This is a genomic window from Klebsiella sp. HMSC09D12 (genome assembly GCF_001808475.1).
Lineage (GTDB): Bacteria > Pseudomonadota > Gammaproteobacteria > Enterobacterales > Enterobacteriaceae > Klebsiella > Klebsiella oxytoca.
Genome location: NZ_KV793473.1, coordinates 218,073 through 241,324, shown reverse-complemented (window position 1 = coordinate 241,324; position 23,252 = coordinate 218,073). Strand labels below are relative to the sequence as shown.

Genomic DNA, 23,252 nt, shown 5'->3' with positions numbered 1-23,252 from the left:
GTTAAATCCCGTAAGTCATCGCAGTACCAACAGCATCAACGTGCTTAATGGCGTAGCGGAGGTAGAAAGAGAATTTTATAGTTACATCGCCTTTAATACGCTGCACGGCGCTGATTTCTGACATCGTCGGACGCACTACGGTAAATCCACGGACATAATCTCCGTTATCATCCGTAAAGTTCTCCATAATGCCGCCAGCAGTCTGGCCCGCCTTCAGCGAGCTTTCCATCTGGTTACAGACCAGTTCATAGCCCGGCATGTCATGACCCACTTTGTTGCGGTTGATATGCAGCGTGGCAAGGTCTTTTTGCATACGGTCGGCCTGCCAGTAGCAGAAACGAACAACTTCAATTGCTTCTCCGTCGCCGCATGTGCCGGGGTAAGTTACCGTGATACCGGAACCATAATCTTCAAAGGTATTACCGTTGAGTGCCTTAATTTTCTGGTAATCAGTTTCGGTGAATGCATCACTTTGAACGGCGTTAAGCGTCTTGATCGCCCACGTTTCTGAGCCCGGTTGCATGACAAGACAACGCCCGGCGATAGCAGCATCGAGGAAGTTCTTTTCTAGTTTCGTAGAAATGGCAAACGAACCTGCCATGTTCTTATCGAAAAGGTATTTCGTAATGTTGTCAGTCGCCCAGGTGGAAGACGTGTAGTCGTCGATAAACACCGCCATTTTATCAATCTGCGATTCGATCCAATCAGCAATAGCTTTTTGAATCGACAGATTCCGCGACGGCGTCATGCACATAAAGAACTTGTTGTACTGGTTTTTGATGGCAGCAATCGCAGCACTGACGCCAGCAGCCAGCGCTGTAGATTTAGCGTGGACAACTTCGGCCCCTTCCAGATAGACAATGCGACCATCAACCAGAAACTGACCTGTAGTCGTTGCATCAGCAACGATATCAGCCGCTGCGCCAGTGCTCCCGGCCCAAGTAGTGCCGTTATAACTGGCGTAGCGATATTCCGTACCTTTCACATAGCCGATGGTGGCCTTTGTAGTTGTAGGTGCGCCGGAAACCGGAACCCCCGTCAGGGAAATCATAGTTTTGCTGTAAGCGGCTGAGAAATCGCCGACAACCAGCGTATCCGGTGACGGACTTTGAGAGAAATACGCCTGAACCGCCAGAAGATTATCGCCGGATACGCCGTCTGAAATGGCATCATCAGCGCTGGTATATACCCGGTAGAGATCGGCAAAATCCGCGACGACAGCGGATTCGTAATCTGTGAATTTTTTCCCGAAAAATGCCGCGCCCGGCGCGAGGATTAACCCGACACCAAACACGCCATATTGAGCGGCGGTAGTTTGACGCCCAATTTTTACACTAAAAAGCCGACTTAAATTCGCCATTTAATAGCCCCTGATAGCGAGAGTGACTTTATCGCACGGTGTAACCGTCGCGCTTTCAATCCAACTCTCTCGTTTGTAATGCTGGTACACAAATGTCAAAGACAGCGTTACCTGTGCCATCTGCTGGTAAACGAGGTTATCAATTAGAGGGGAGCTATTCTCGAAATCGCCCGAGCGGTCAATACAGCAGTTATTTTCGAACTGCCAGAAATCACCTTCAGTCGAATCGACCTCATTCAAAAAGTTTTCCAGAAATGCCTGAGCGTCATCTGATGACCGGATGACGATAATTTTCGCTTCACAGTTGTAGTGATAAACGCGGTAATCGCCATCCCATGACTTTGCGAATGCCTGCGGCTCTCTCGATGACGTGAGAAGATGAACGGCAGTAAACGGATCCTTTGACTCTGGAATCTTCTGTTGCGCGTAAATGGGACTGTCGCCCACCAACTCAATCATTGCCTGTCTTGCCCGTACCATTGCAACGTAGGGCGCACCGTTCAGGATTGTTGGTCTGGCCTGTGTATCGGTTTCTTTGAGTGTGCCAGCCGGAAATTTGACAACATCGCCAACATCCAGCCGGAAATCAGCCGAAATATTGATAGTGGTTCCGCTGCCATTATCCAGCACAACAGAACTGACCACAGACGGATCCCGAAAATTATATGGCGTGAATAAAATATCTTTGCTGTTACCGTTAGCGGAGAATGTCGCCTTTTCTGCGCGATAATCAGAATATGATAATTCCCCGTCAACGGTCATTAATTTGACCGTATAATTAGTCATTATCCCACCAGCGCTAGCGCGTCCCGTTCTTTCATACCAAATAGCAAATATTCGTAGTGGTTAATAACGCCGTTTTGCCACTCCTGCCGCTGCACCACTTCGTAATATTTACCCGCACACAGGACTATAGCGCCGTTATGCTCGCCCTCTTCTGTAACCTCTAAATCCGTTTCGCCAATGGCTTCCATGTAATCTTGAGGTTTGCGCCCGGTTAGGTACGCCCGAAATGAACCGCCACCATCAACCGGCTGCATACTTAGGAAAGCGGATTGTTGCTCCGAATATCCCTCGCGTGGCATACCTCCAACTATCTCAATCGGTAATGGACGCCAGTAATGAATTAATCGTCTCATGCAAAAGCCCTGTAATTGACTGTCTGAATAAGCGTACCGCTATGAATAAGCGGCTTTGTTGAACCCTTGCGGGCGATGGTGATATCTGAGTTAGGACGGTATAGCGCGGAATCAGCGATTGTTTTTCTGGTAATTTGAACAGCCTGAGCACCTATGCGAGCAATAGCCTGTTGCGGAGTAATGCGACCTCGCGCAACATCACGCAAGACCTCCTTGTAAGCGTCTGTACGCATCCAGTCAGCTATTCTGTCTGCCGCAAATCGCATAAATGGACGCTCTGGTATTAACTCCCATCCCATAGCGTTCTTTGTGCCGAAGTTATTCCAGGCTCCATACAGCGCAACATCGACGCCCTGATTCATTTTCCCTCTGTGAATACCAACGGTAAGCTTGACGCCCGCCAGCGCATTCACGCGCTGACGGATTACGCGGTCAAAGCCCTTTGTTTCAAACTTTGCACCTCCACGCATGGATCAAACTCCGTTAAACGTTTTCAAATATCAGAACATTTATCTTCAAAATCGAGCGTTGACCCTCTTTTTATTACTGATAGCCAAGCTGGCCAATCGCATTTTTTAGAATAAAATCCCGTTAATAGGCGTGACCGATAAGGATGCAACCGCCTGTCAAATCCCCCACTGCGTCTAAAAACTCCTGCCCCCACTGCGTACCCTGCCAGCCAGACTTTTGCGCGGCTTCTGTGAATGTCACCGCTACTTTCCCTTCCCGGCGACTTGCAACACCGCGAACACTTGCGCTTATGCCTTCTACTGCTATTGGGGCGAGATTGGCAGCAACATACAGCGCTTTCAGGCGCTCAATGTCGTAACCGTACTCCGCAGCGGCCCGCAGGTTGTAAAGCCGCTCACATTGAGAAGAAAGGGCGCTAATAGCGCCCTCATCAAGTGTCACCCCCGGTAGCAGAATGGCGAGCCAGTCATTTACCGTCATGCTATGCCCTTACTCGTCGTCAGAATCAACTACGCCGTCATGCTCTTTATTGAGCTTTTTGGCTTCAGCGGCTGAAACTTCTTTTAATCGGCCTTCGTCCAGAAACTGCTTAACGCCGCCGATGGTCAGTGTTGCGCCGTCCACCTCTACCGCTTCCAGCGGAGCGATTGAGATAGTAATAACGGTGCCTTCACTGTTTTTTGCACCGATATGAATCGGTGCCTGAGTGGTGTTAGTCAGAAAAACCTTTTCTTTCTCAGCCATGAGTTAAATCACCTTTGAGGATTTGGCAGCAGCCAGCGGCGCACGGACGATAACGCCAGCAGAGCGCGACAGGCACGGAATAGACAGGTCTAGCCCGCTACGCTGAACCGGCAACTGACGGAACAGCACAGGAGTAGCCTGGGCGAAGTGGCGACGATTGTTTGCCAGCGCGATACAGATACCGTCATCATCCAGATCGGAGTTTTTGCGGAAAGTAACTTCCGGGTAAGAGCTACGCAGGAATGAAAGCACCGTGCCGAGCGTACCACTCAGGCGCAAGCCCTGAATTCGCGCCCACGCCTTAGATGGCATATGGAATTCATTCACTTCGTAGATTTTCGTGGTGTTTACTGCAGCGATAAGCGCCGAGCAATCGTCGCAAATCTTATCGCCGTCAGAAGTCGCCCAGGCACCTTGTAGCGCCACCAGCGGAATATTCGGATGTTCGATAAAGCCGATAATCTGATATTCCTTGTTGCCGCGCCATAGCAGATTAGAAACGGTGCGCTCATGCGCTTCGCGGGTATTGAGCGCCAGAATGTTATCAAGCGGAGTACCGGACATTGCCGCCGCCATAACATCGCTGTAGGTGTAGCCATAGCCCAGCCCGATATCGTACATCAGCGCGAAGTATTCCCGGCCTTTAGCGCTCATCATCGGCATATCTGTACCGAATGCCGCCATGATTTTAGCCATGCCCTGCGCGGAGTACATGCGATAACCCGCCCACTTAGCACCCTCGTTGATTCCCGGCTCCTGCTGGAACATGGTCAACGCGACCGGCGCGGGCATTTCTTCCATGTAAACATCGTTTGACATGGAAATGAGGTCGCGGGCAAAAATTAGCCCTTGCTCGTCAACGTTGATACCCGGCACCGCGCCAGCTACCTGCGCTTCGGTAAAAAGCTGCGCCATAAGCGCGGCTAAATATTTCTCATTCATCTTTTAGGGTTTCCCTGTTAGCTAACGGTGATTACAGCGGTGTCAGTGAAACCACCGTCTTCAGTACGTACCGTAATGGTTGCCGTCTGTCCGGTTGTTGCCCCGCTTTTCACCGTGGCAAGGCCGGATGCGTCCACAGTTGCTACGTTCGCATTGCTGGATGCATAGGTAACGTCTTTATTGGTCGCACCTGCCGGAGAAACTGTCGGCGTAAACTGCTGAGTCGCGCCAGCGGCTTTAGATGCGGTTTTAGGCGACAGCGCAACGCCAGTTACAGCGACTTCGCGGGGATATCCGGCGCTCAGTAGTTCGCCATCAATGACCATCACAATTGCCGTGCCGCCGCGCTGAGTTGGCGATTCAAAGCGGAAGCGGCTTTTATCGCCGGATGCAGCAACACCCCATTCCATATAACCGGTAGTGGCGTTACGGCCTTTCGGCACGGCTAAATCACCCACCTTCGGCGATTCCCCCGTTTTGACCGCTACGCGGATCGGGCCATTTTCGACAATACCAATCGGGCAATTTATAGTGACAACGCCAATGCGTGTGTTGCTACCAAATCCCGGTGTGGCGGGCATATTGGAATGTGCGGTAACAGCAATACCGATGGCATCCGTAACATCACCATCATCAGGTAGAGCGACACAGGTTGAATCATTACCGGAGGTAAGTTTCACCGCATCGCCCGGCGCAACTTCACCACCAGCGCGACGGGAGGTCACGCGTGCGGAGGAACGGAAAGACGGCAGCACCGCCAAATCACCCGGCAACCCCGCGTCAAAATCGTCTTTAATCGTGGTCTGCATTATTTGCCTGCCTCTTTTTTGCCAAAGGTGCGAGCCAGATAATCCTGATGGGCTGACTTCTGAGCACCCTGCTCATCGGTGTTAACTGCTGCGCGAGGATTACGCGGGGTTTGTTCGAACTTCTTACCACAGGCAACCAGCGCCATTGACAGCGCAACATCCACCTGCTCATCCGTCCAGCTATCCATGTTTACTTCAGGATTTGCCTTACGGATGATGGCCTGTTTGACCAGATTGATATCGCCCAAGCTGTCGGTGTTGATGTTCAGGCGTTTAGCTGCTGCTTTCAGGTCATTTTCCTGACGACCATCAGCAACACCGCGCTCGTAGGCTTCATTGCTGGCTGAGTCCATATTTACAAGGCGGGTATTTGCTTTCAGCAGGTCGCCCTGTGTTTTGCTTAAATCAGTCGTAAGCGTTTGATTTTTCGCTTTGAGACTTTCAATTTCGGCTAACGCCTCTTCTAATTCCATCGGTTCACCGTCCAGATTGAATGTTGCAGTTTTTACCCGTGGGTTACGCACAATGCTCAAATGGTTGTAATTGATACCCTTTTGCACCGTGTCGAACGTTTGCCCGTCCGGGGATAGTCCTGTTTCTTTTGGCTTTTCGTCGCACTGATACCCCGCCGAAGCACCCCGTAAATCTTTATCCTGCTGAATCAGTCGGATGGACTTCTCATCCTGAACCAGTGCGCGGGCGATAAGTTCATCACCCTGACGCATAACAGCAGTAACAACCCCCGCAGAAACGGCCCGGTAATTTTTGGACGTCACCAGACCACCGCGAGGATGTGACACGGTCACAGGCTTGCCGATTAAGGTATTCATTGAGTCCTGGTTAAACAATTCATCGGCTGAGCGGTACTCCTTAGCCGTAAATGCATCACCGCGTTTGCGGTCATAAACCAGTACGCCCGGACGGGCGATAGGGATATCAATCTGGAGATAACCTTCCGGGGTTATCTCCCATTGCCTGATAGCGTCAACGTTGATCTGTGTTTCTTGCAGCAATTTCTTTCTCCGCTTCTTCAACGTCCGACGCAGAGAACAACCATTCAGGGAAGCAGCGACATAAATGCGGTTGCCCCGGATTCCCGTCCTGTGGCGGTCTGGTCGGCTCGTATGCCTTACCTTCGCGCTCAACATGCAATTTTCGCTCGCGTTCGTCTAACATCCCCCGCCAGCGGTATATTTTCATCCCGGCAATACGGGCGTTGGCTTCTTCCAGATTCCAGGCCTGATTACCTATCTCATTGCGGGCGACGTTGCGGGCTCGCCGATAGGGAATCTCCATTTCGGTTGCCAGTTTATCGGCGATATAGTCAACGCCCCGCCCCTCGCGTAATCCCTGCTGGACGACCTTAATTCCACGCTGTAGCGCCTCATCGGAGACGTTCTCCATGCGCCCCATGCTCTCCGTGAGCCAGTCCGCTGTTTGCTCCAGCAGCTTTTTATCGCCGTCATAGATATCAATGGATATCAGGTCAGCCATATTTTCGGTCGGCAGTTTGATACCCGGAGCCAAATCAGTATCGGCGGCAGCGCGAATAATCAGCCGGAAATCGTCAACCGCCGAGTTAGCAAGCTGGGTATTTGCCGCTTCCATAGCCGGTAATGATGGAACAGTGCTCGCGCCTCTCATCGGATCCGTTAAGCTGGCGAGCGGCTTAGATATTGCTCCCGCTGTATCTGGTGTGGCTGATAGCCCTGTTTTCAGGTCAATAAGATTCACACCATCGACGCGGAAGCGCTGGTAATAGCTCTGGTAATACTCGTCAGTCAGGCCAAATTGACCATTTACAATAGCGGCCTGAACATCATCAGCGGTGCGATTGATAACCCGAAGGTAGGTATCTGGCTTTGAGCCAGTCACTCGGGCGAAGTCTTTAGCCAGGCTGATTCCTGCCTGCCGCCTTACTTCACTGAATGCGTAGGCGGGAACGGCCCCAAACTCACCATCTTTCAACAGCGACGGAATGGCTTTAAGGAATATTGATGCATCCGGTAAAAGTTCCTGAGCAACAGACCTGACAAGCTTTTCCTGCTGCTCGCGCGTCATGCGTGAATAATTGCTTCCGGCTTTCTTCTTTATATATACGCGCACTTTTTTGACCGTTGCGGCGGCGATGAAATCACCCAGCAGGTCATCAACGGAAATATCTTTACCATCGGCGGCATCGGTATTGAGTACCGCGCCGGATTTACCAATTGCCTTGTATGTCTTTATGCAGGCATCGCGAACCCATTTACCAACAAGCCGGGCGTTATCGCCCAGCCTTTGAGCGTAAACCAGTTCGATAGCCAGCGGATACCCGGCGTCGTAACGTGGTTCACTCTTCGCCATTATTGGCCTCGTCGTTGTCTTTTTTGGTGCTATTCTGGTTCAGATTCTCGTTGTTCTGGTTCGAATCGTCGTCATTCTGGTCATCAATGGTGCCAGTTGCGGGCGGAGTGGTCGCAAGCATAACCACCGCTCCAGTCTCCTGCGCCGTTGCGCGGGCCTCTTCGCTGGTAATGGCTCTCATGGAATAGTAAAGCTGTGCTGTTTCCGCTCGTTTCTTGTCCCGGTCTACTTCGCGGTCTATTTGGCCCTGAGATTTATTCGGGACAAAATCAGCGCGGATGCCCGTATAGCGAAAAGCCAGCTTTTTCAGTGCCGGAATGATGTAATTGGTGTTGATATGAGAAACAAGGTTTTGCCATTGTGCATCGGCGCTGGTATCGCTATTGGAAAGACCACCTTTACGCTCTGCCAGCATAGCTATGGGGAAACCCGTTTCGGCGCACACCAGCTTAATAGCCATATCAACAAGGTCGGCGGTTCCGGTCATCGTGGATTGTAAGCGGTTAATTTCCTCTTCAGCATCAATCGCGACCATGTCATTTAACTCACGGGTTGCCGCTATCCCTGCCAGCCTGCGGGCTGCTGTAGCCTCTCCTTTAGCCGTTTTCATGTCTTCTGCTAAGTCATTCTTTTTATAGATATCCTGAACGGAAAGGGAAAGAATGCTGATGATTAGCTCATGCGAAAGACCCAGCCGCTGTAAAGCTGCATAAGGCTTACACAACAATGGTTCGCCAAATTCGATACCAACCATCGCGTAAATCGGCTGATAGTTTTTATCGCCAAAGAGGATCGAATCCTCCTGCTCAATAAACACTTCGCCACCGATGGGGCTTTTAAGCTGGATACGCCAGCCTTCCGGCAGGCCAAAAAATGGCGAATTGTAGTCTGCAAACCAGTCATTCGACGGGGTAATCCAGTGTGAGCCGTGGCAGCGTACCCACTCTTCCCCCATAACCAGCACAGACCAGCCATGATGACGCTTCAGAATAGCGGCGTTTTCCACTACCTGCCACGCACCCATTTCGTCAAAAATCTGCTGAATACGTTTTGAATCATCAGGATTTTCAGTAACCACTGTGAATCCGTTCAGCATTGCGGCAGCAACCGGTTCGCTGATAATGCGCCAGCCTATGCCGGATAGCTCCCCGGTCATTGCAGCCACCAGCGGAATCATCCCCTCTGCGGCGCGAGCCTTCATGCGGTTGGCTGTCGGTGAACTCATCCCCGCCGCACCCTTTGAGCTTGCCGCTGCGCTGGTCATCATACTGACATAGCCGTCAACATTGTAATTAGCCGGCTGCAAGCCCTCTTTCGTTAAAATCCCCTCAGTGGGAATCAAGCTGGTTTTGTTCGTCATTCGATAATTCCTGATTTCATGCGTACCAGATGTGGGAATATGGCGTCAGCGTAGTCAGTGGACACGCCCAGCCGTTTTTTAACTTTTTTCTTCGCTTCAATAAGGATTTTGTCGTCAGGAGTGGTTTCCCACATGACGCCAGTAGAATCAGAAAGGATGCGGTCGAGATATCGACGCGGTATCTGGTCAGAAATCGCGAAAAGGCCATCAGGCGGCATAATGTCTGTCTCTATCCAGCGCACAGAGTCGTTAACTGCATCCCGATACGCCCACCACGCCTGCGCTCGCAGGTTGTGGAAGGTATCTTCGTTCGGCCTCCCGCCGCGATATCTGGACTTTTTGCGCAACACTTCGCCCTGAGCGACGAATTTACGAAACTCAATCTCTGAATCTTCGTATTTGTTTAACTCGCCTTTAACACCAGAACCAACGCCGACAGAGTCGTAAATCAGGACGGTACAGCCTTCTTCCGTCGCCATCTTTAACGCCTGTTGCGCAAGCTGAACGGTGTCACGTGCCTGTAATCGCTCCATACGGTACAAAAAACGCCCGTCAAAGAACGACAATACCGAATCATCGTCGCCATCATCAGCAACATCGAGCACCGCCGTTTTAACGCCAGTTCGACACGCTTTCGCCAGCTTCGAATCTGGCGAAACAACTAACTTTTCAAGATGGCCACGGTTAACAACAGCGCCGGGTAAATCACTGACGGGAACGCCGTTCCAGATGTTGTCGTACTTGTCCGGGTAATACTTCAGCGTATAAAGCCGCTCTTTATCCAACGTCGAATTGAAATATGGGTTGTGATACCAGTTCACCTCCTCAATAAACCAGTCATCCTCTGCATTGAGAACATATCTGACATAGGTTTCATCCCACGCAAAAGCCGGGTTGAAGGTAATCCATAGTTCAGCCCCGTTGCGGCGCAATGTCGGGGCCAGCGTTTCCCACGCTTCAGCCGAAATCGCGTGCGCTTCTTCCACCCAGCAAATGTCCACACCTTCAATGGATTTAATGCTGTCGAGGTTCGACTGAAAGCCCAAAAACCGGAATTCAGCGCCGGATTTAGCCTTGATACTGTTTTGAGTTATCGTGAACTCTGATTCATACCCCAGACGGCGTATCGTATCGCTGAGCAGCTTATGTGATGATGCGTCGATAGATTTTTGCACCCGGCGCAAGCACAGAATGCGCAGGTCATATCGCACAGTGAGCTGAATCAGTGCTTCGGCAATCCTCCATGACTTACTGGAGCCACGCCCACCGCGCAGACATTTAACGCGGTGCGGTTTTGTCGTGAGCGAACGCATGACGCGCCGCCACTCTGCCATTTTCTTTTTCTCTGACAGCCAGTAGCGACGGCGCTCTAAATCATGCTCAGGTGCTATCTCAATCGCCGTCATCGAATCCCATATCCCGGTAAATTTCGGTCAGTGTTTCTCTCGCGAGGCGCTTACCTTCGTCGGTTATCGGCTTGCTAATATCCACCCCGGCAAGCGTAAGGATCCGCGCGGCAAGATGTGACTTATCCAGCCCCTCAACCTGCCATCCGTGCTTTGTTCTTTTGATGTTTTTAACTGCACGGGTATCAATTGCCGCCATGCGGCTGCGGAACACCTCCGGTTCAAGCCTCATTTTCTCCAGCGCCTGCAATTCCAGCATTACCGCTGTTGAATCCGGCGCACGGAAACGCGCCGAAAGGTCAATTAACGCCTCCTGACGCCCCACGATATCCGCTGCAATGATGTGCTTTTTGTAAACGCTGACGGCCTGCTGTATGTCGTCATTTTTAAGTAACTTTTCAGCCTGAAAATCATCGTTAAAGCCCTTGTAATCACGGTTGCGCGACTTTGCATAGCTGAACCCCGGCGCTTCCCGCGCTTCAGCCACCAGCTTTGCAAATGCATCATCACGCCTGTTTATTTTTATTGTCACAATTCCCCCCTTGTGAGGCTTGCAGCGTAGCGAGGAAAGAAGAGGATCAAAAACAGCGTTACCGCTGGCGTGTAGTACAAATAAAAAAAAGCCACTCCGGGGGCGGAATGGCTGAAATCACAAGGGTAATAACAAAGGCTTAAAGGTAACAGGCAATGCTTCCTGTCCGTGGCAGGTGCCATTATGGTTTTTTACCTGGAGGATTCAAAAGATGATGCGAGAGGTAACGCCAAAGAAAAGCCGCCCCCGAAGGAGCGGCGTTTAAAGGTGCTCAGGCCATGCCAGACAACCAGAAAGGCGGGGACGGATCCCCGCCCTGATTTAGCGACTCTCCTTAGCTTCGTAGGCAAACTTTGCCGCTACCTGCACACCTCCCTGACCTATGGACGCTTCGCAAAGCGTCCGGTTAAGGGCGGTATACGCCAGTAACGCCGCGATAAATATCGCGATAAACAAAAAAACTCCTTTGTAAAACAAAGTTGCCTCCTTCGCTTTTGGGAGGCTATAATCGTGTTGTCACGCAAGATTAGAGGCCTCGTTGGTTAATGAAAATTGACCTTCGGGGCTTTCTTCTATCTGCCACATGGTGACATGAGGCAGACAGCCTCAAGCACCGGGCGAGATTATACCCATAAACAATCCCTTACCGCAAAAAACACCCCTTCTTCCTTTCGTCTTATTTGTAGTTAATATAAGATAATCCCGCATCAGCAACGCTTGCTCAGCCACCAAAACCACAGGCATGTAAGCAGGTTTCCGATTGATATACCTAACGCCAGAGTAGCCGCAAAATCAGCATAGGACATAAGGATAGCCTCATGAGTTACAGTGATGTAGTGGCAACGATAGCGCTTTTTGTTTCGTTTATCGGCACTTTTGCCAGCGGTTACATCAGCTATCACTATGCTATCAAGGGCGAAAAGCGGAAAGAATTCAATGCGGTTGCAGACCGAATAACCCTGTCATTAGTCCACCAGCAAGAATCTGCTGATAACGGGCATTACCCGAACAAAACCCTGACTGAATCAGACCTCCACGCGCTGTTACTGGTTAGTGATGAGCGCGACGCAGCCAAAATAAGAAATGCCTTCGCAAACTACCAGCTTTCGCTTGAGAGGGCTGGCGAACGGAATGCCGGGATGTATGAATTCCACTCACCACAGGAAATCATCAAAGCCGCAGAGCAATTGAAGAAGTGGACAAAACACAAGTAGATACTTGCTTCTTATCTGTAGTTGAAATAAGATCTATATAGGTGCTCAAAACACCTTACAAGAAGCGGCATTCACCCCGTCAGCGTGATTTTTTTGTACCCAGAATTTATGCTCTGGTGGCTCCGGCTACGCGAGTGCTGAATTATGGGGTGGAGTGCGACGAATAGCAGGCCTCTCCGTCTGTGAATAAGTCCGCCGACTTCTTGCGGTTTTGAGCTCCACCCCGCCCCATCTCAAAAGTGGGGATTCAGTCTCACAAGAAGGAGCAACCACAATGAGTACATTACTCACTATCCCCGACGCCGCAGAACTGGCAGTACATACAATGATGGCACTTAAAGCCGCTGGTTATGCAACTTCCGCTATGATTCCCGTTCATAAAAAAGCCTCAAACGAAGTCGAAAAAACGGAAGTGACCGCGCCGGAAGTCTACGTAGCGCCCGGCAAACAGTATGCCAACGCTCAGGAATCGCTGGCACATCTGGTGCGTGAACTGAAAAACCCGGAACGCGACAACTATAACGAAACGCTGGACTTTACTTTTGCATCACTGGCGCAACTGCTGGACATGCTTCGCGAGCCCATCTATCAGCATGGGCTGATGCTCAAACAGGAGTTTGAAAAAGGTGACGAGCTTCCGCTGGACATGGTGACGACCTTTATCCATATCCCAACCAGCACGGAAGTATCTTTCCGGCTCCCGGCCTTTATCAAAGAAGATAAGCGCCTCGACGAATGCCAGCGCGTCGGCTCGTCCTTCACCTATTTTCGCCGTTATGGTCTGCGTCAGGCACTCGATATTACTGATGGTGATGACGATATCGACCAGGCAGACAGTAAGCGCGAACGCCGTAAGGCCCGCTCCCTAAACAGTAGCCGCAAATGGAAGCCGACCAAATCAGAACGCACTAAGGCGGAATCCATCCTGAATATGCTGGTAGCTGCTGGTGAATTCACTGGCAGCGCGGTAATCGCCCAGGCTAAAGCCCGTAACCCGTTTCTGCGTACACCGTCAGAAGTTGCAGAGGATGTTATCCATTCCCGTGATAATGCCAAAGACGATAACGCAATGGCCCGCGATACTGTGTTGCGCTATGGCCTGACGGATGAGCACTGGCAAAGTTTCTACAAACAGGCGGGATTCTTTCAGGTAGATGGTGACGAACTTATCGACACCAGAACCGGCGAACACGTCAGCGCTGAAGTTGCTATGGATATCGCAGAATCCCTTTCTTCTGTTGCAATTTCCAGCGCGGATTCAAACGATGTGCATGATACCCGCGATATGTCAGCGCCAGTCGCCCGGACGTTTATTCCTGACTGTACCCCGCTTGATGACGATGAAGAGGCGTTTATTACCGCCGTCGAAGCGGGCCACGATTCGGAAATTATCGAAATCGCTATGCGTCAGATGGAGGTTCATGTGTCGCATGGCCTGGATATGCGCTCAGTACACAGCGACACAAGCTATCACCGCCGCAACTGGTATAACGCCTGTCGTGAATTCTATACGCTGGCGCTGATGCGTGGTGATGTCAACTTTGAAGCGCTGGCAAAGCCTGAAATGAAAGTTGCCCGCAGCATTATGGATATCGTCGGCGCTGACGGCGATAACGAAGCCAGCGAATCCACCATTGCAGGCGCACAAGCGCAACTCACAGTCGATGCGATGCAACAAAAGGTCGATATTGCGCAGGAAATCGCGACGGGCAACGCTGACACCGATATCAAGCTACAACAGCTTCATGAAATTGCGCGTCGCTGTGATGCGTACACCGCTGGCTATATCGAAACTCTAATCCTTCATGTTGAAAGTGGTGGCTTCAACAGTGAAATTCCGGCGTATGTCCCTGAATCTGACCTTCCTTACTGATATGCGGGGTTCTCAACATGAAAACCGCACAGGAAAAGTTACAACGTCACCTTGAAAGGCAACGTGAGTATCAGCAGCGGGCTATTGCCCGCCAGCGCGAGAAACAGGCAAACCCGGAATGGCGACAGGCTCAGTATGAAAAACAGCGGGAACGACAATCCCGCTATATTGAACGGGCAAAAAATAAACCGTGTGCGCGTGGTTTGAAAGGACGAACGCCCCGTGCCGCTGAACGCTCACTGATGGACAAAATCGGCGCTCTACCCTGCATTGCCTGTTACGTTCATGGGATTATTAACGAGGTGGTCAGCCTGCATCACATCGACGGGAGAACAGCAGCAGGCGCACACGCCCGCGTATTGCCACTGTGCGACCATCACCACCAGCACGCAGCGCCAGCGGCAATACGCGCGGTTTATACCTGGCTGATTCCAGTTCACGCTGATGGTACTTGCGGTGGAAAGAACGCATTTGAAGCGCTAAACGGTACTCAGAGCGATTTATACGCCCGATGCCTTGAAATGATATCCTGAAACTCACTAAATGCCGCCACAAGCTATCTGGCGGCGTTACCGCTCGCCCGCTTTCTGTATCCTCTCTCTCGTATTCGTTCTAATCGCACCAGTTAATAACCATGAGGTGCTTATGTCCGAAAACAACTATGGCGCATTAATGATGAAATCTGCGCTTAACACAGAAACAAATATTGATACGGTAATCTTACCTGGTATTTATCCCGTACCATCTGGAAACGCGTCCTCTCCTGATGATAACGGAGGTATACTGACTATTCACTCTGGTGCCCCCCTGCATCGGACATTTAGTTCTGACACAATCATTTTTGCAGCTTCCACTTATAACGCTGAAACATTCTCCTGGACGCCGTGGTCATTTTCTTTAACGAAAGAAATTCTTGGATCAAGCGAGATTCCGGGTTCATCACTTGTTAACACAGAAACAGGCCGTGATATCGGTTCATCTGTACGTGCTGCATCGGGGGTATCACAGGCGCTGTTTCCGAAACTGATGAACAAACTGACAGCGTATCGTCACGGTGTTTCCGGCTATCAGGATTTGTTCAGAGCTTATGGTTTCGGGTCGTCAGTAGAGGTTGGCGCAACACTACCCGACCCTGCTACACAAGCCCCCATTGCTAAGTTTTTCGAATACTTAAATAAAACGGTTAATAAACAGGGAATTTACCCTCTCACTTTCGAAAACCGTGGGGTTAATGGTTCTTCGATAAATAACTTCATTGTAAATCAGTGGCCTGGCGTCGTCGCAGAGGGCGTATATCCTGATATCGCGCTCTTTGTCTATGGTATGAATGATTTCCCAACGGCAAACTATAATGCCGGGCAAACGTTCAATGAAAATGGATTTAAGCAGCGTCTTAGAACCGCGATTAATTTAGTCAGGGAGGCTGGCGGTGATGTTGTTTTGACAACCACACCGCATCCAAATATAGCTGAGTACAGCTGGAGCATGCCGCCGTCTGTTAATCAGGTGTGGCCATCATTTTCTCCACTTCCTGTTTCCGATGAGGACATTATCCCTTCAGCGGCAGAGTCAAACGTCACGTTTGAATGGAATGGTGTAAACATACAGGCAGGTGTTCGCTTCCTGCGTGGAAACGATGCCATCAGGCAAATCGCGGTAGAGATGGGATGTGTGCTGATTGATGTCGAAAAATACTGGTTTGATGCTGTAGCTAAATATGGCGAAACGGCATTATTCAATCGGACGCCTGAAATACAGACTGTTCACCCCAATTTGCTTGGGCATCAGCAATCGTACTGGCTTGCCTTTGAAGAATTTTTTGCGAACATGGATAAGAACGGCTGGATACCGCCCGTAGCGAACAGTTATGACGTTTTCAGTGTCGGCGGGACAGCATTAAATCCAAACCCAAAAACTGCTGACATTGACCTCCAATCTAATGGCATTCGGGCATGGGCTTATGGGTTGCGCGATAAATATGCGAGACTAATTTACGCGTCTGACCTGCTCGGAAAAATATCAAAATGGTCTTACACCTCACAATCCCCAACCTCTTCCGCTCCGGGTTATAGCCTGGAATGGACAGAATACCATTCCAGAACAGGTGGGCTTTATACAACGGGTGACATCATTCCAGTTGCTATCCCCAACAGAACGTCGATGAAGGTTTTTATTGATGTGTGGACTTCTGCGCAAACCGGGTGGGCGCAGACAATAGAGGTTATTGCTGTAAACCGTGAAGGGGTGGTGTCGTATACCATCGTTGGCGTTCATGATAACACGCCGAATGGTAACAGATTATTTACGGTAACAGTCGGTTCAGGCGTATTGAATATCAATGTGCTACAGGTTAACTCATCTGTTAAATACCACATCAGCGGTTTTAATTCGTAATGTAATCTGGAGGGATCATGTCATTTACTAAAAATATTGAATTAACCTTTAATAAAACAGCCGCGAACGGGATGGCGCTGCCTTCTGAGACACAGACAATCGAAACTCATTTTGTGGTGCGAAATGTCATTATCTCTGATGCGGAGGGGATATCTCAGGCTGACCTGTTCAGTAGTTTTGATGGGGTGTCCTGGCAGTTTTACGGCTCGTATGAGTTTTCACCTGATTACACGTCCGGTCTTGGTATGCTGGAACAGGCGGAAAATCAGATTCAAATAGCGATGAATGAACCTCCTTCTGAATAATTAATCAAGTTTATAATTTATCAAAACCTCACTACAAAAACGTGGTGAGGTGATTTTAAAATTCTTACCCCTGTACTTTGTTTTTCCCCCTGTGAACTTCCCACAAAACCACCCCAACCGAATCACAAAATTCGGATAAATACTCCAGGCTAGACCACTCTCTTATCCCCCCTCTTGCTGCCTCAATAAATATCACGGCTTCTCCATTTCTGTGCATTCCGCACAGTTGCCACCTGCCATTATTGGTGCGAGTAGCAATGACTCTTGAAAACATGCCATTTTCGTAGAAGTCTTTGAAGGCTGGTTTTTTACGCGCTGTTGCTTTCATAAAAGACAAATCCCCGAATTGTTGATAACAAACCGGGGGAATGTTGACACAAAATCAGAAATTGAGTTTTTTATTTCTCAGCGGTCACGACGCCTGCGCAATATCTCGGGCTGAAGGTAGCGGGTTACTGTAGACCATTCCGCTGATAATTGGCGCTACAGACATCTGATTTTCATTCCTGCGCTTCAGCGTGACGGATAGCGCCCTGCTTGTTTCCTGACTGGTCAGCGGCTGTGTTGACAGTAGAATCACGGTAAGCGGGATAACAATCATTCCAGACTGCTCCAGAAATCTCCTTTTACCACCCAGCCTGTACACTGGTGTAACGCCGGAAACAACCAACCCCATAAAGTTTTCCGGCACGGCATCTGTAACAGTTTTTGCCGGGCAAAAAATCACAGCTTTATCAAAGCCTGTCGCCGTCAATTGTAACGCTGACAAGTCCGGGGGCGTCGATTCTGGCGCATTCTCCCCGTGGAATATCTCCAGATCGCACACAACGCGCTGTAACGGGTTCTGGAACTTAAGCGACCATTCGCCAGTGAGAAGCCCGCCAAACACGTCAATGGTGTGATGAGGGTACGGAATACCGTTTATTGGTGCGCTACTGCCCCTGACTTCAGCAGGAAGAACCCAATCAGGCACTACAGCAGAGTCTGTAATCTGTGCTTTCTCAAGGTCTGATATCGCAATCAGCTCATCTGGTGTTAATGCCATTATTTCCCCTTAGCCGTAAGAAGCTGGTCAATGTGTGCCGCCTGCGCGTACAGGTCGTTAAAAATGAAGTTAAGCTCCGCCACGTCAACCGGATCCCCTTCAATCAATTTTCCGCCTGCATTGATGTAAGTCGGCGCAAATCCATCAGCCTGTTTCGCTGCCGATGGTTGTTTCTTGCTCGGATAAATGCCGCTACTTACAGGATAATTACGAGCAACGGTCGAAAATGTATTCATGGCGCTTCTACCCTGGATAAAAGCTCCTGATACTTTTTATACAGGTCATTAAGGATGTAATTCATTACCTGAGCGCTTATCCCGTCACCAAACACCAGATTGCCATTTACATCAAAGTAGGTCGGTGCGAACCCGGTAGCCTGCATTTCTTCAGATGGTTCTTGCTTGTTTGGAATATCAGCACCACCTTGCCCCGCATAAGTTTTGTCAGTATTGGCCCAGCTATCCATTTGTCACCTTCATCTTTTTGACTGTTACAAGCGTGTTGAATGGCTCCACAAGCTCATTTTCATTAATGGTTTGTGTGGCTGCTATCCGCGTCAAAATGGATTTTGACGCAGTAACTCTTATCCCTTTTGTTTCGGTTGCCATCACGGTTTTTTGCGTCTTCTCGTACTTGATGCCACCCCACACAGCCGGAAACGCATTACCAGGGAACATTGGCGCGAGGTGGGTTAGTTTGACGTTAGGAGAAGTTGCGGCGCTGTATATATCCCCGGCAAAGGTTGCCGCAACCAGCGTTTCCGGCAGTTCGATATCTGGAGCCATCGCGCCACACTGGACGAAAACAGCACGTAACGGTACGCGGTTGAAAGCCGCACCCACCGCGCCAGTGGTCAGCCCTACCCGGTTCAGTCGCAGCCATGCAATTCCGTAGGCTAACTGTATGAATCCACCGACAGCGCGGCGTGACTGAAGCGAAACAGATTGCGTCTCGGCACCCTGAAACAAGGCTATCTTGTAGCTGTCATCGTCTCGGCCTTCACGTGGTATGGCGAACCTTTCCCCCCATGCATCAAGCAAAAGGCCCGAAGATTCTCTAATTGAGAAACCTCTTTTCAGATAGTCCAGCGCATCAACCATGCCCTGCTGGTTGGCCTTGATACCGGAAACGAGGTCGATATTTCTTTTTAACCTGACCTTTGAGGTAAGGCGTTCAGTTGCCAGTTTCCCCGGTTTTTTGATTGATGGCTCCATTACGACACCACCACAGAAGTAGAATCCGTAACCGCAACAACGCCGCTACTTATGGGGACGGTTTTCCCTGTCGGGGATTCGGAAGTACCGACAGTTACGGTAATATCCGTCATCGTCGGAAAAGCCGTAACCAAACGGGCAGATATTTGACCTGCGAAAACGTCACGCCCCATTTCAAGCTGTGAGAAATAGCCAGTGATAACACTTTTAGCTACGCTCTCATAATCGTCTGGTTTGCCTGTTGTCTCTGCATCCCATGTATCACCGGAAACGGAAACATAGACAAGCTGGAAGCTCTGGCGAGTGAAATACACTGTTTCGGTAGTTGTACCGTCAGTTGCTGTACCCGATGTGTTGCCGTAGAAACCGCACTCAGCCGCTGCCGCATCATATATAGCCTGCGCTATCTCGTCGCTATCACCACCAGCAACAAACACCTGAACTGACTTCCCCGGCAGACCATCAGCATCGGTCTCAATTCCCCGGTTTGTATTAACCGTGACGTAACTCACACCAGCAACCGCTAGAACGGCATTTTTTATGCCCGGTCTTGATGCGCTGACATTCTTTCGCCCTGCCTCCGCCGCTTCGAAAAGACGCTCTCTGTATTGCTCGTCATCTTCTATTTCAAAGCCTTTACTGCCATTGGCGAGAATGAGAATGTCATCTGTTGCTACATAGCCAAATCGAACATCAGGAAACTCCGTATCGCTGTCATACCATGTTGTTGCGGGCATTCCGGTACGAACGATAGAAAAAACATCATCAGAAAATGAGAACTGGATGAGCGATTTACCGTCTGCCGCATAAAGCAACAACCCGTAATCCGTTGAATATGTGGCTACTGACGTATCAGCGGCGGCAATGATGGGATACAGCCTGGATAAAATCGAATCAGACGTATCGCCTGTCTGGTACTGCGTTGAATATGGCTTACCGTTGATGGATATGGTGAAGGTATTTCCCGGGGTGATAGCATCAGGCTTAACCTCCAGTACAAACCCGGCAGCACTTTTACCATTGGCCTGAATACTGCCTGACGGCGACCAGTCACCAGAAATACCGGAGATAGTGAAAGCCTCACCAGACGCGATTACCTGCCCTGAAGCCAGCAGGTAAACCACATCGGCAGATGACCGGGTTAATCCATAGCGAGGAAGCGTGAACCCCTCGCCGATACCGTCAAGCTGAATGCCTTCACCTGATGAAATGAAGAAACCAGCAAACGTCCAGCCGATGGCCTCCACGATATTCAGGTCATTTTCAGCGACAACCGCCATAACCTGACCAATCAGGGAATCACCGTCCGGGCTTATATCCCCCAGCAGGTCGCGCAATTTCTGGTAAATGTCGCCGCGTAGCTCTGGCAGTCTGGCACCGTGCCAGCCGCCATCATTAATTAATTCCACTCGTCACCTCCGTGCTATCGGCACCGACATAAACCGCAAAGCGGATCGTGTAATCCCCCTTAACGTCATTGATGGTTGTAGTTCTGGCATCGGTCACGCCAGTAGTGCGCCGTGCCTCTGCGTTAATCATGTTGGAGACAATCGAAACCGGCAGACGTGATGCCATAATGCCTGGCAACCACGGCAACCCCTGAGTTTCATCAAGCCACCATTCGCCGCGATTAGTGCCTACGCGGATTTCTGCCTGCTGCGCAATGCCATCAATGCCACCATCCAGCACCAAATCGCCATTGCGGAGAATGACTCCGCTTTCATCCTGCATAATGTCCAGCATCAGTAATTCATCCCCTCAACGAATGCCAGCTTTGAAACCCATACAAGGCAACGGCTAGAACCTACATCCTCTACCCGCTGAACCTCACCAACGGGGATAATGCGTCGCCCTCTGGACGTCAGCATGACTAGCTTTAAAGCCTCGCCAACCTGCGGCCGCTCTGTGGAAAGAAAGCAGCCCTTTACCCCCTGTCGATACTGAGTTGTTGTGATGTTCATTCGGTGTGCATCCATTTTTCAACGTGGACGACCGTCACAGCAGAATCCAGCGACTCGATATCCAGCAGGTCATCAAGGTCAAACCCTTCACCAGCATCATTTAACATTTGCGCCATCGCCGCTTGATGCGGCAATTCAAACGGCAAATCGCTGTAAAATGGCATGTACTGGTCTTTGCTCTCCCTGCACGTCGCCATGACCATATACAGCGGCGCGTTAATCAAGGGGATGCACTCGATATGCTCAACTACAAGCCCGGTTCGCTCAGTGATATTGATAATCTCGCCTTTTCCGATGGTTGTGCTGTAGTCACCCGCCATCAGAAAGCCACCGTTAGAAAGCGCGATTTGTGCCGCATGGTCATTTAATTTCATGGTTTTTTCCTTATGTCGGGGCGTCGGTCTGACTGCCCTCACCGTTTTCTTTATGCGTGTTATAATTGAAGGACTTTCCACCGCTAATGTGGTCAGCGGCTTTGCTATCGCCGGTTATGGTGACGTTGCCGCCAAAGACAGCATTGCCGCCACCTTCTGCGCCCTGACTGATGGATCCAGAAATCGTCAAATTCCCGTTTATGTTTGTCATTGGCGCTGTCATATCGATACCGCCCGGCGCGTTAACGGTCATTTTGTTGCCCTTAAACTCGAAAGTTGCGCCTTGCCCGGTATCGCCCTTAATGCTTCCGTCATCCCATTCAATAAAGGCGCTACCGCTGAATACTCTTAAACCTGCCTCATCCGGCATCTGGTGACTGGCAACGTCTGAAAATCCACATATAGCAATGGCGCTTGAAATGGTCTTATGGTCTGGCTCGTCGCCGTCACCGTGTGAAAGCGCGATAAGTAGACATTCATCCCCCGGAGAAACTCGCCCGCTAACGCCTGACTTACCGCTATCCCAGACGAGCGAAACTAAACGAACGTTTTCAACAGCCGGATAAGCAATCGGCTCCGAGTTGTCACCGAATATGCGTTTTGGGGATGGCTGGACTGTTGCCCGCCCGCCGCTGACGGAAACAATCGTTGCCTCAAGTGAAAAAAGCGCTGAATTAAGCGCCTGCTCAACAATGGCCTGAATCTGGCTACCGGCTCTCATGCAATGATGCCCTCCCATGACGATGACCACGCCTGACGGTCGCGGGTACTAAAGCGATGGGAAATCTTCTTCACAATAACCATCCAGCCTTCGCCCATTGATGGAGACGAAAGCTCTACCTGCTCGCCGATCTCAACCCCGCCATAAAGCAATGATTCCCACGTAACAGCCTCAATAACCCCCATCTGGCGGCGAGCACCTTTTGAGTAGTCAACTTGTGAGCCCTTCGGGGGCCAGACATAGGTAGTTATGCTTTTGTCGTGCTTCTTCTGGATCTGCTCTTTTTCGGAAGGGTTCTTTTTCTTCGTGCGTTTCGGGGAGTGAATCTTCAGAAGTGGCGCACCAAGCAGGCCCGTTTCAGGGGAGAAAACAGCAGCGCCAGTAAGAATTGAATCACCGGCAGTGACAACAATTGACTGATACTGAAGAGACCAGTTGGCATTAACCGGTTTGCAAAGGCTGGTAAGTACATCGCGGGACAATGCCGCAGCACTGACACTTTTAGCCAGGGTAAGAGAGGAAGCTGATTTAGAGAACTGACAACCCAGCCCCATATCGGACGCTACCTGTAAAACAGCATCTTTAAGGCTCTGGCCTTTGCGAAACGTGCGCGATGTGACGCTGGCCCGAAATGGAATCAGCGCCTCATAGATTTTCATTTTCAGGCCGTAAACCTCATTGGGCTTGATGGTCACGGCGCTGATAAGTTCGCCCTGAAACAGGGTGAACATTCCTTCATCTATATAGCCAGCAGCAACACTGACGGTTGACCCAGCCTGAGCGATAGCGTTCTGCGTCTGTGGTGTTAAACCCCATAACGTTAAATCAGCCTCGTTTGGCTCTTTTTCATCGTCACGCACAGACGAGAAATCAGCGTCCACATCAGTAATGTGGATCGTCTCTCCATCTGTGCAGTTAACGGTTATTTCGAACTGACGCCCGTAAGCCATGAAGTTCACCTCCTTTATATAGAGGTGATTTAAAGGCAATGGCCTGACTAATTACAGAAACGGCTCCAGCGGTAATGCGTGTCAATATTATG

29 protein-coding genes are annotated in these 23,252 nt (G+C 50.3%); 5 read left to right on the top strand and 24 right to left on the bottom strand.

Annotated features, from left to right (window positions below):
• Position 1: 1 nt before the first annotated feature.
• From HMPREF3178_RS12635 to HMPREF3178_RS30920, 14 genes are all read right to left on the bottom strand, one after another.
• Complete coding sequence (locus HMPREF3178_RS12635; protein WP_070585213.1) at positions 2–1,360, bottom strand: DUF3383 family protein; 1,359 nt, start codon at positions 1,358–1,360, stop codon at positions 2–4.
• Complete coding sequence (locus HMPREF3178_RS12630; protein WP_070585211.1) at positions 1,361–2,146, bottom strand: phage neck terminator protein; 786 nt, start codon at positions 2,144–2,146, stop codon at positions 1,361–1,363.
• A complete protein-coding gene (locus HMPREF3178_RS12625; protein ID WP_004113066.1) occupies positions 2,146–2,499 on the bottom strand; it encodes a hypothetical protein in 354 nt (117 codons plus the stop codon). Before HMPREF3178_RS12625 ends, HMPREF3178_RS12630 begins: the two co-directional genes overlap by 1 nt.
• A complete protein-coding gene (locus HMPREF3178_RS12620) occupies positions 2,496–2,969 on the bottom strand; it encodes a hypothetical protein (protein ID WP_016808976.1) in 474 nt (157 codons plus the stop codon). Before HMPREF3178_RS12620 ends, HMPREF3178_RS12625 begins: the two co-directional genes overlap by 4 nt.
• Before the next feature lie 121 nt (positions 2,970–3,090).
• Positions 3,091–3,450, bottom strand: a complete 360-nt coding sequence (locus HMPREF3178_RS12615) for a DUF4054 domain-containing protein (protein WP_070585209.1) — start codon at positions 3,448–3,450, stop codon at positions 3,091–3,093.
• A 9-nt stretch (positions 3,451–3,459) separates the two neighbouring features.
• The gene (locus HMPREF3178_RS12610) at positions 3,460–3,714 is read right to left on the bottom strand and encodes a hypothetical protein (RefSeq protein WP_070585207.1); all 255 of its coding nucleotides are present in this window, start codon (positions 3,712–3,714) and stop codon (positions 3,460–3,462) included.
• A 3-nt stretch (positions 3,715–3,717) separates the two neighbouring features.
• The gene (locus HMPREF3178_RS12605; protein WP_049091758.1) at positions 3,718–4,656 is read right to left on the bottom strand and encodes a major capsid family protein; all 939 of its coding nucleotides are present in this window, start codon (positions 4,654–4,656) and stop codon (positions 3,718–3,720) included.
• A gap of 17 nt (positions 4,657–4,673) precedes the next feature.
• Positions 4,674–5,465 (bottom strand): Ig-like domain-containing protein, encoded by a 792-nt coding sequence (locus HMPREF3178_RS12600; protein WP_070585205.1) that lies wholly within the window; start codon positions 5,463–5,465, stop codon positions 4,674–4,676.
• Positions 5,465–6,478, bottom strand: a complete 1,014-nt coding sequence (locus HMPREF3178_RS12595) for a DUF2213 domain-containing protein (RefSeq protein WP_070585203.1) — start codon at positions 6,476–6,478, stop codon at positions 5,465–5,467. Before HMPREF3178_RS12595 ends, HMPREF3178_RS12600 begins: the two co-directional genes overlap by 1 nt.
• Positions 6,450–7,811 carry a phage minor head protein gene (locus HMPREF3178_RS12590; RefSeq protein WP_070585201.1) on the bottom strand — a complete coding sequence of 454 codons (1,362 nt, stop codon included), beginning with the start codon at positions 7,809–7,811 and terminating at the stop codon, positions 6,450–6,452. Before HMPREF3178_RS12590 ends, HMPREF3178_RS12595 begins: the two co-directional genes overlap by 29 nt.
• Positions 7,798–9,171 (bottom strand): anti-CBASS protein Acb1 family protein, encoded by a 1,374-nt coding sequence (locus HMPREF3178_RS12585; RefSeq protein WP_070585200.1) that lies wholly within the window; start codon positions 9,169–9,171, stop codon positions 7,798–7,800. The genes HMPREF3178_RS12590 and HMPREF3178_RS12585 overlap by 14 nt, the downstream gene beginning before the upstream one ends.
• Positions 9,168–10,577 carry a PBSX family phage terminase large subunit gene (locus HMPREF3178_RS12580; RefSeq protein WP_070585197.1) on the bottom strand — a complete coding sequence of 470 codons (1,410 nt, stop codon included), beginning with the start codon at positions 10,575–10,577 and terminating at the stop codon, positions 9,168–9,170. Before HMPREF3178_RS12580 ends, HMPREF3178_RS12585 begins: the two co-directional genes overlap by 4 nt.
• On the bottom strand, positions 10,564–11,109 hold the full coding sequence (locus tag HMPREF3178_RS12575; RefSeq protein ID WP_004113051.1) for a hypothetical protein: 546 nt from the start codon (positions 11,107–11,109) through the stop codon (positions 10,564–10,566). The genes HMPREF3178_RS12580 and HMPREF3178_RS12575 overlap by 14 nt, the downstream gene beginning before the upstream one ends.
• Positions 11,110–11,430: 321 nt before the next feature.
• Positions 11,431–11,565 carry a Hok/Gef family protein gene (locus tag HMPREF3178_RS30920; protein WP_196552838.1) on the bottom strand — a complete coding sequence of 45 codons (135 nt, stop codon included), beginning with the start codon at positions 11,563–11,565 and terminating at the stop codon, positions 11,431–11,433.
• 362 nt (positions 11,566–11,927) lie between these two features.
• On the opposite strand from HMPREF3178_RS30920, the gene HMPREF3178_RS12570 reads away from it, so the two are divergent.
• From HMPREF3178_RS12570 to HMPREF3178_RS12550, 5 genes are all read left to right on the top strand, one after another.
• The gene (locus HMPREF3178_RS12570) at positions 11,928–12,323 is read left to right on the top strand and encodes a hypothetical protein (protein ID WP_070585195.1); all 396 of its coding nucleotides are present in this window, start codon (positions 11,928–11,930) and stop codon (positions 12,321–12,323) included.
• Between the two features lie 274 nt (positions 12,324–12,597).
• A complete protein-coding gene (locus HMPREF3178_RS12565; protein ID WP_070585194.1) occupies positions 12,598–14,196 on the top strand; it encodes an ERF family protein in 1,599 nt (532 codons plus the stop codon).
• Positions 14,197–14,213: 17 nt separating this feature from the next.
• Positions 14,214–14,729 (top strand): Ref family recombination enhancement nuclease, encoded by a 516-nt coding sequence (locus HMPREF3178_RS12560; RefSeq protein WP_064355052.1) that lies wholly within the window; start codon positions 14,214–14,216, stop codon positions 14,727–14,729.
• Between the two features lie 112 nt (positions 14,730–14,841).
• The gene (locus HMPREF3178_RS12555) at positions 14,842–16,590 is read left to right on the top strand and encodes an SGNH/GDSL hydrolase family protein (RefSeq protein ID WP_139146029.1); all 1,749 of its coding nucleotides are present in this window, start codon (positions 14,842–14,844) and stop codon (positions 16,588–16,590) included.
• A gap of 17 nt (positions 16,591–16,607) precedes the next feature.
• A complete protein-coding gene (locus HMPREF3178_RS12550; RefSeq protein WP_064355050.1) occupies positions 16,608–16,895 on the top strand; it encodes a hypothetical protein in 288 nt (95 codons plus the stop codon).
• A gap of 64 nt (positions 16,896–16,959) precedes the next feature.
• Here HMPREF3178_RS12550 and HMPREF3178_RS29900 read toward each other — a convergent pair whose 3' ends face one another.
• The 10 genes from HMPREF3178_RS29900 to HMPREF3178_RS12500 form a co-directional block, all read right to left on the bottom strand.
• Entirely contained in the window at positions 16,960–17,223 is a 264-nt protein-coding gene (locus tag HMPREF3178_RS29900; RefSeq protein ID WP_064400966.1) for a hypothetical protein, read from the bottom strand.
• 84 nt (positions 17,224–17,307) lie between these two features.
• Positions 17,308–17,940: a hypothetical protein gene (locus HMPREF3178_RS12545; protein ID WP_064355049.1), complete on the bottom strand. Its 633-nt coding sequence runs from the start codon at positions 17,938–17,940 to the stop codon at positions 17,308–17,310.
• Entirely contained in the window at positions 17,940–18,176 is a 237-nt protein-coding gene (locus tag HMPREF3178_RS12540) for a hypothetical protein (protein ID WP_064355048.1), read from the bottom strand. The genes HMPREF3178_RS12545 and HMPREF3178_RS12540 overlap by 1 nt, the downstream gene beginning before the upstream one ends.
• Positions 18,173–18,406: a hypothetical protein gene (locus HMPREF3178_RS12535; RefSeq protein WP_064355047.1), complete on the bottom strand. Its 234-nt coding sequence runs from the start codon at positions 18,404–18,406 to the stop codon at positions 18,173–18,175. The genes HMPREF3178_RS12540 and HMPREF3178_RS12535 overlap by 4 nt, the downstream gene beginning before the upstream one ends.
• Positions 18,399–19,154, bottom strand: a complete 756-nt coding sequence (locus HMPREF3178_RS12530; RefSeq protein WP_064355046.1) for a hypothetical protein — start codon at positions 19,152–19,154, stop codon at positions 18,399–18,401. The genes HMPREF3178_RS12535 and HMPREF3178_RS12530 overlap by 8 nt, the downstream gene beginning before the upstream one ends.
• Complete coding sequence (locus HMPREF3178_RS12525) at positions 19,154–20,563, bottom strand: baseplate J/gp47 family protein (protein WP_064355045.1); 1,410 nt, start codon at positions 20,561–20,563, stop codon at positions 19,154–19,156. The genes HMPREF3178_RS12530 and HMPREF3178_RS12525 overlap by 1 nt, the downstream gene beginning before the upstream one ends.
• A complete protein-coding gene (locus HMPREF3178_RS12520) occupies positions 20,550–20,897 on the bottom strand; it encodes a hypothetical protein (RefSeq protein WP_004113032.1) in 348 nt (115 codons plus the stop codon). Before HMPREF3178_RS12520 ends, HMPREF3178_RS12525 begins: the two co-directional genes overlap by 14 nt.
• 214 nt (positions 20,898–21,111) lie before the next feature.
• On the bottom strand, positions 21,112–21,489 hold the full coding sequence (locus tag HMPREF3178_RS12510) for a hypothetical protein (protein ID WP_032749074.1): 378 nt from the start codon (positions 21,487–21,489) through the stop codon (positions 21,112–21,114).
• Positions 21,490–21,499: 10 nt separating this feature from the next.
• Positions 21,500–22,210: a hypothetical protein gene (locus HMPREF3178_RS12505; protein ID WP_064355043.1), complete on the bottom strand. Its 711-nt coding sequence runs from the start codon at positions 22,208–22,210 to the stop codon at positions 21,500–21,502.
• Positions 22,207–23,160 (bottom strand): hypothetical protein, encoded by a 954-nt coding sequence (locus tag HMPREF3178_RS12500; protein WP_064355042.1) that lies wholly within the window; start codon positions 23,158–23,160, stop codon positions 22,207–22,209. Before HMPREF3178_RS12500 ends, HMPREF3178_RS12505 begins: the two co-directional genes overlap by 4 nt.
• Between the last annotated feature and the right edge of the window lie 92 nt (positions 23,161–23,252).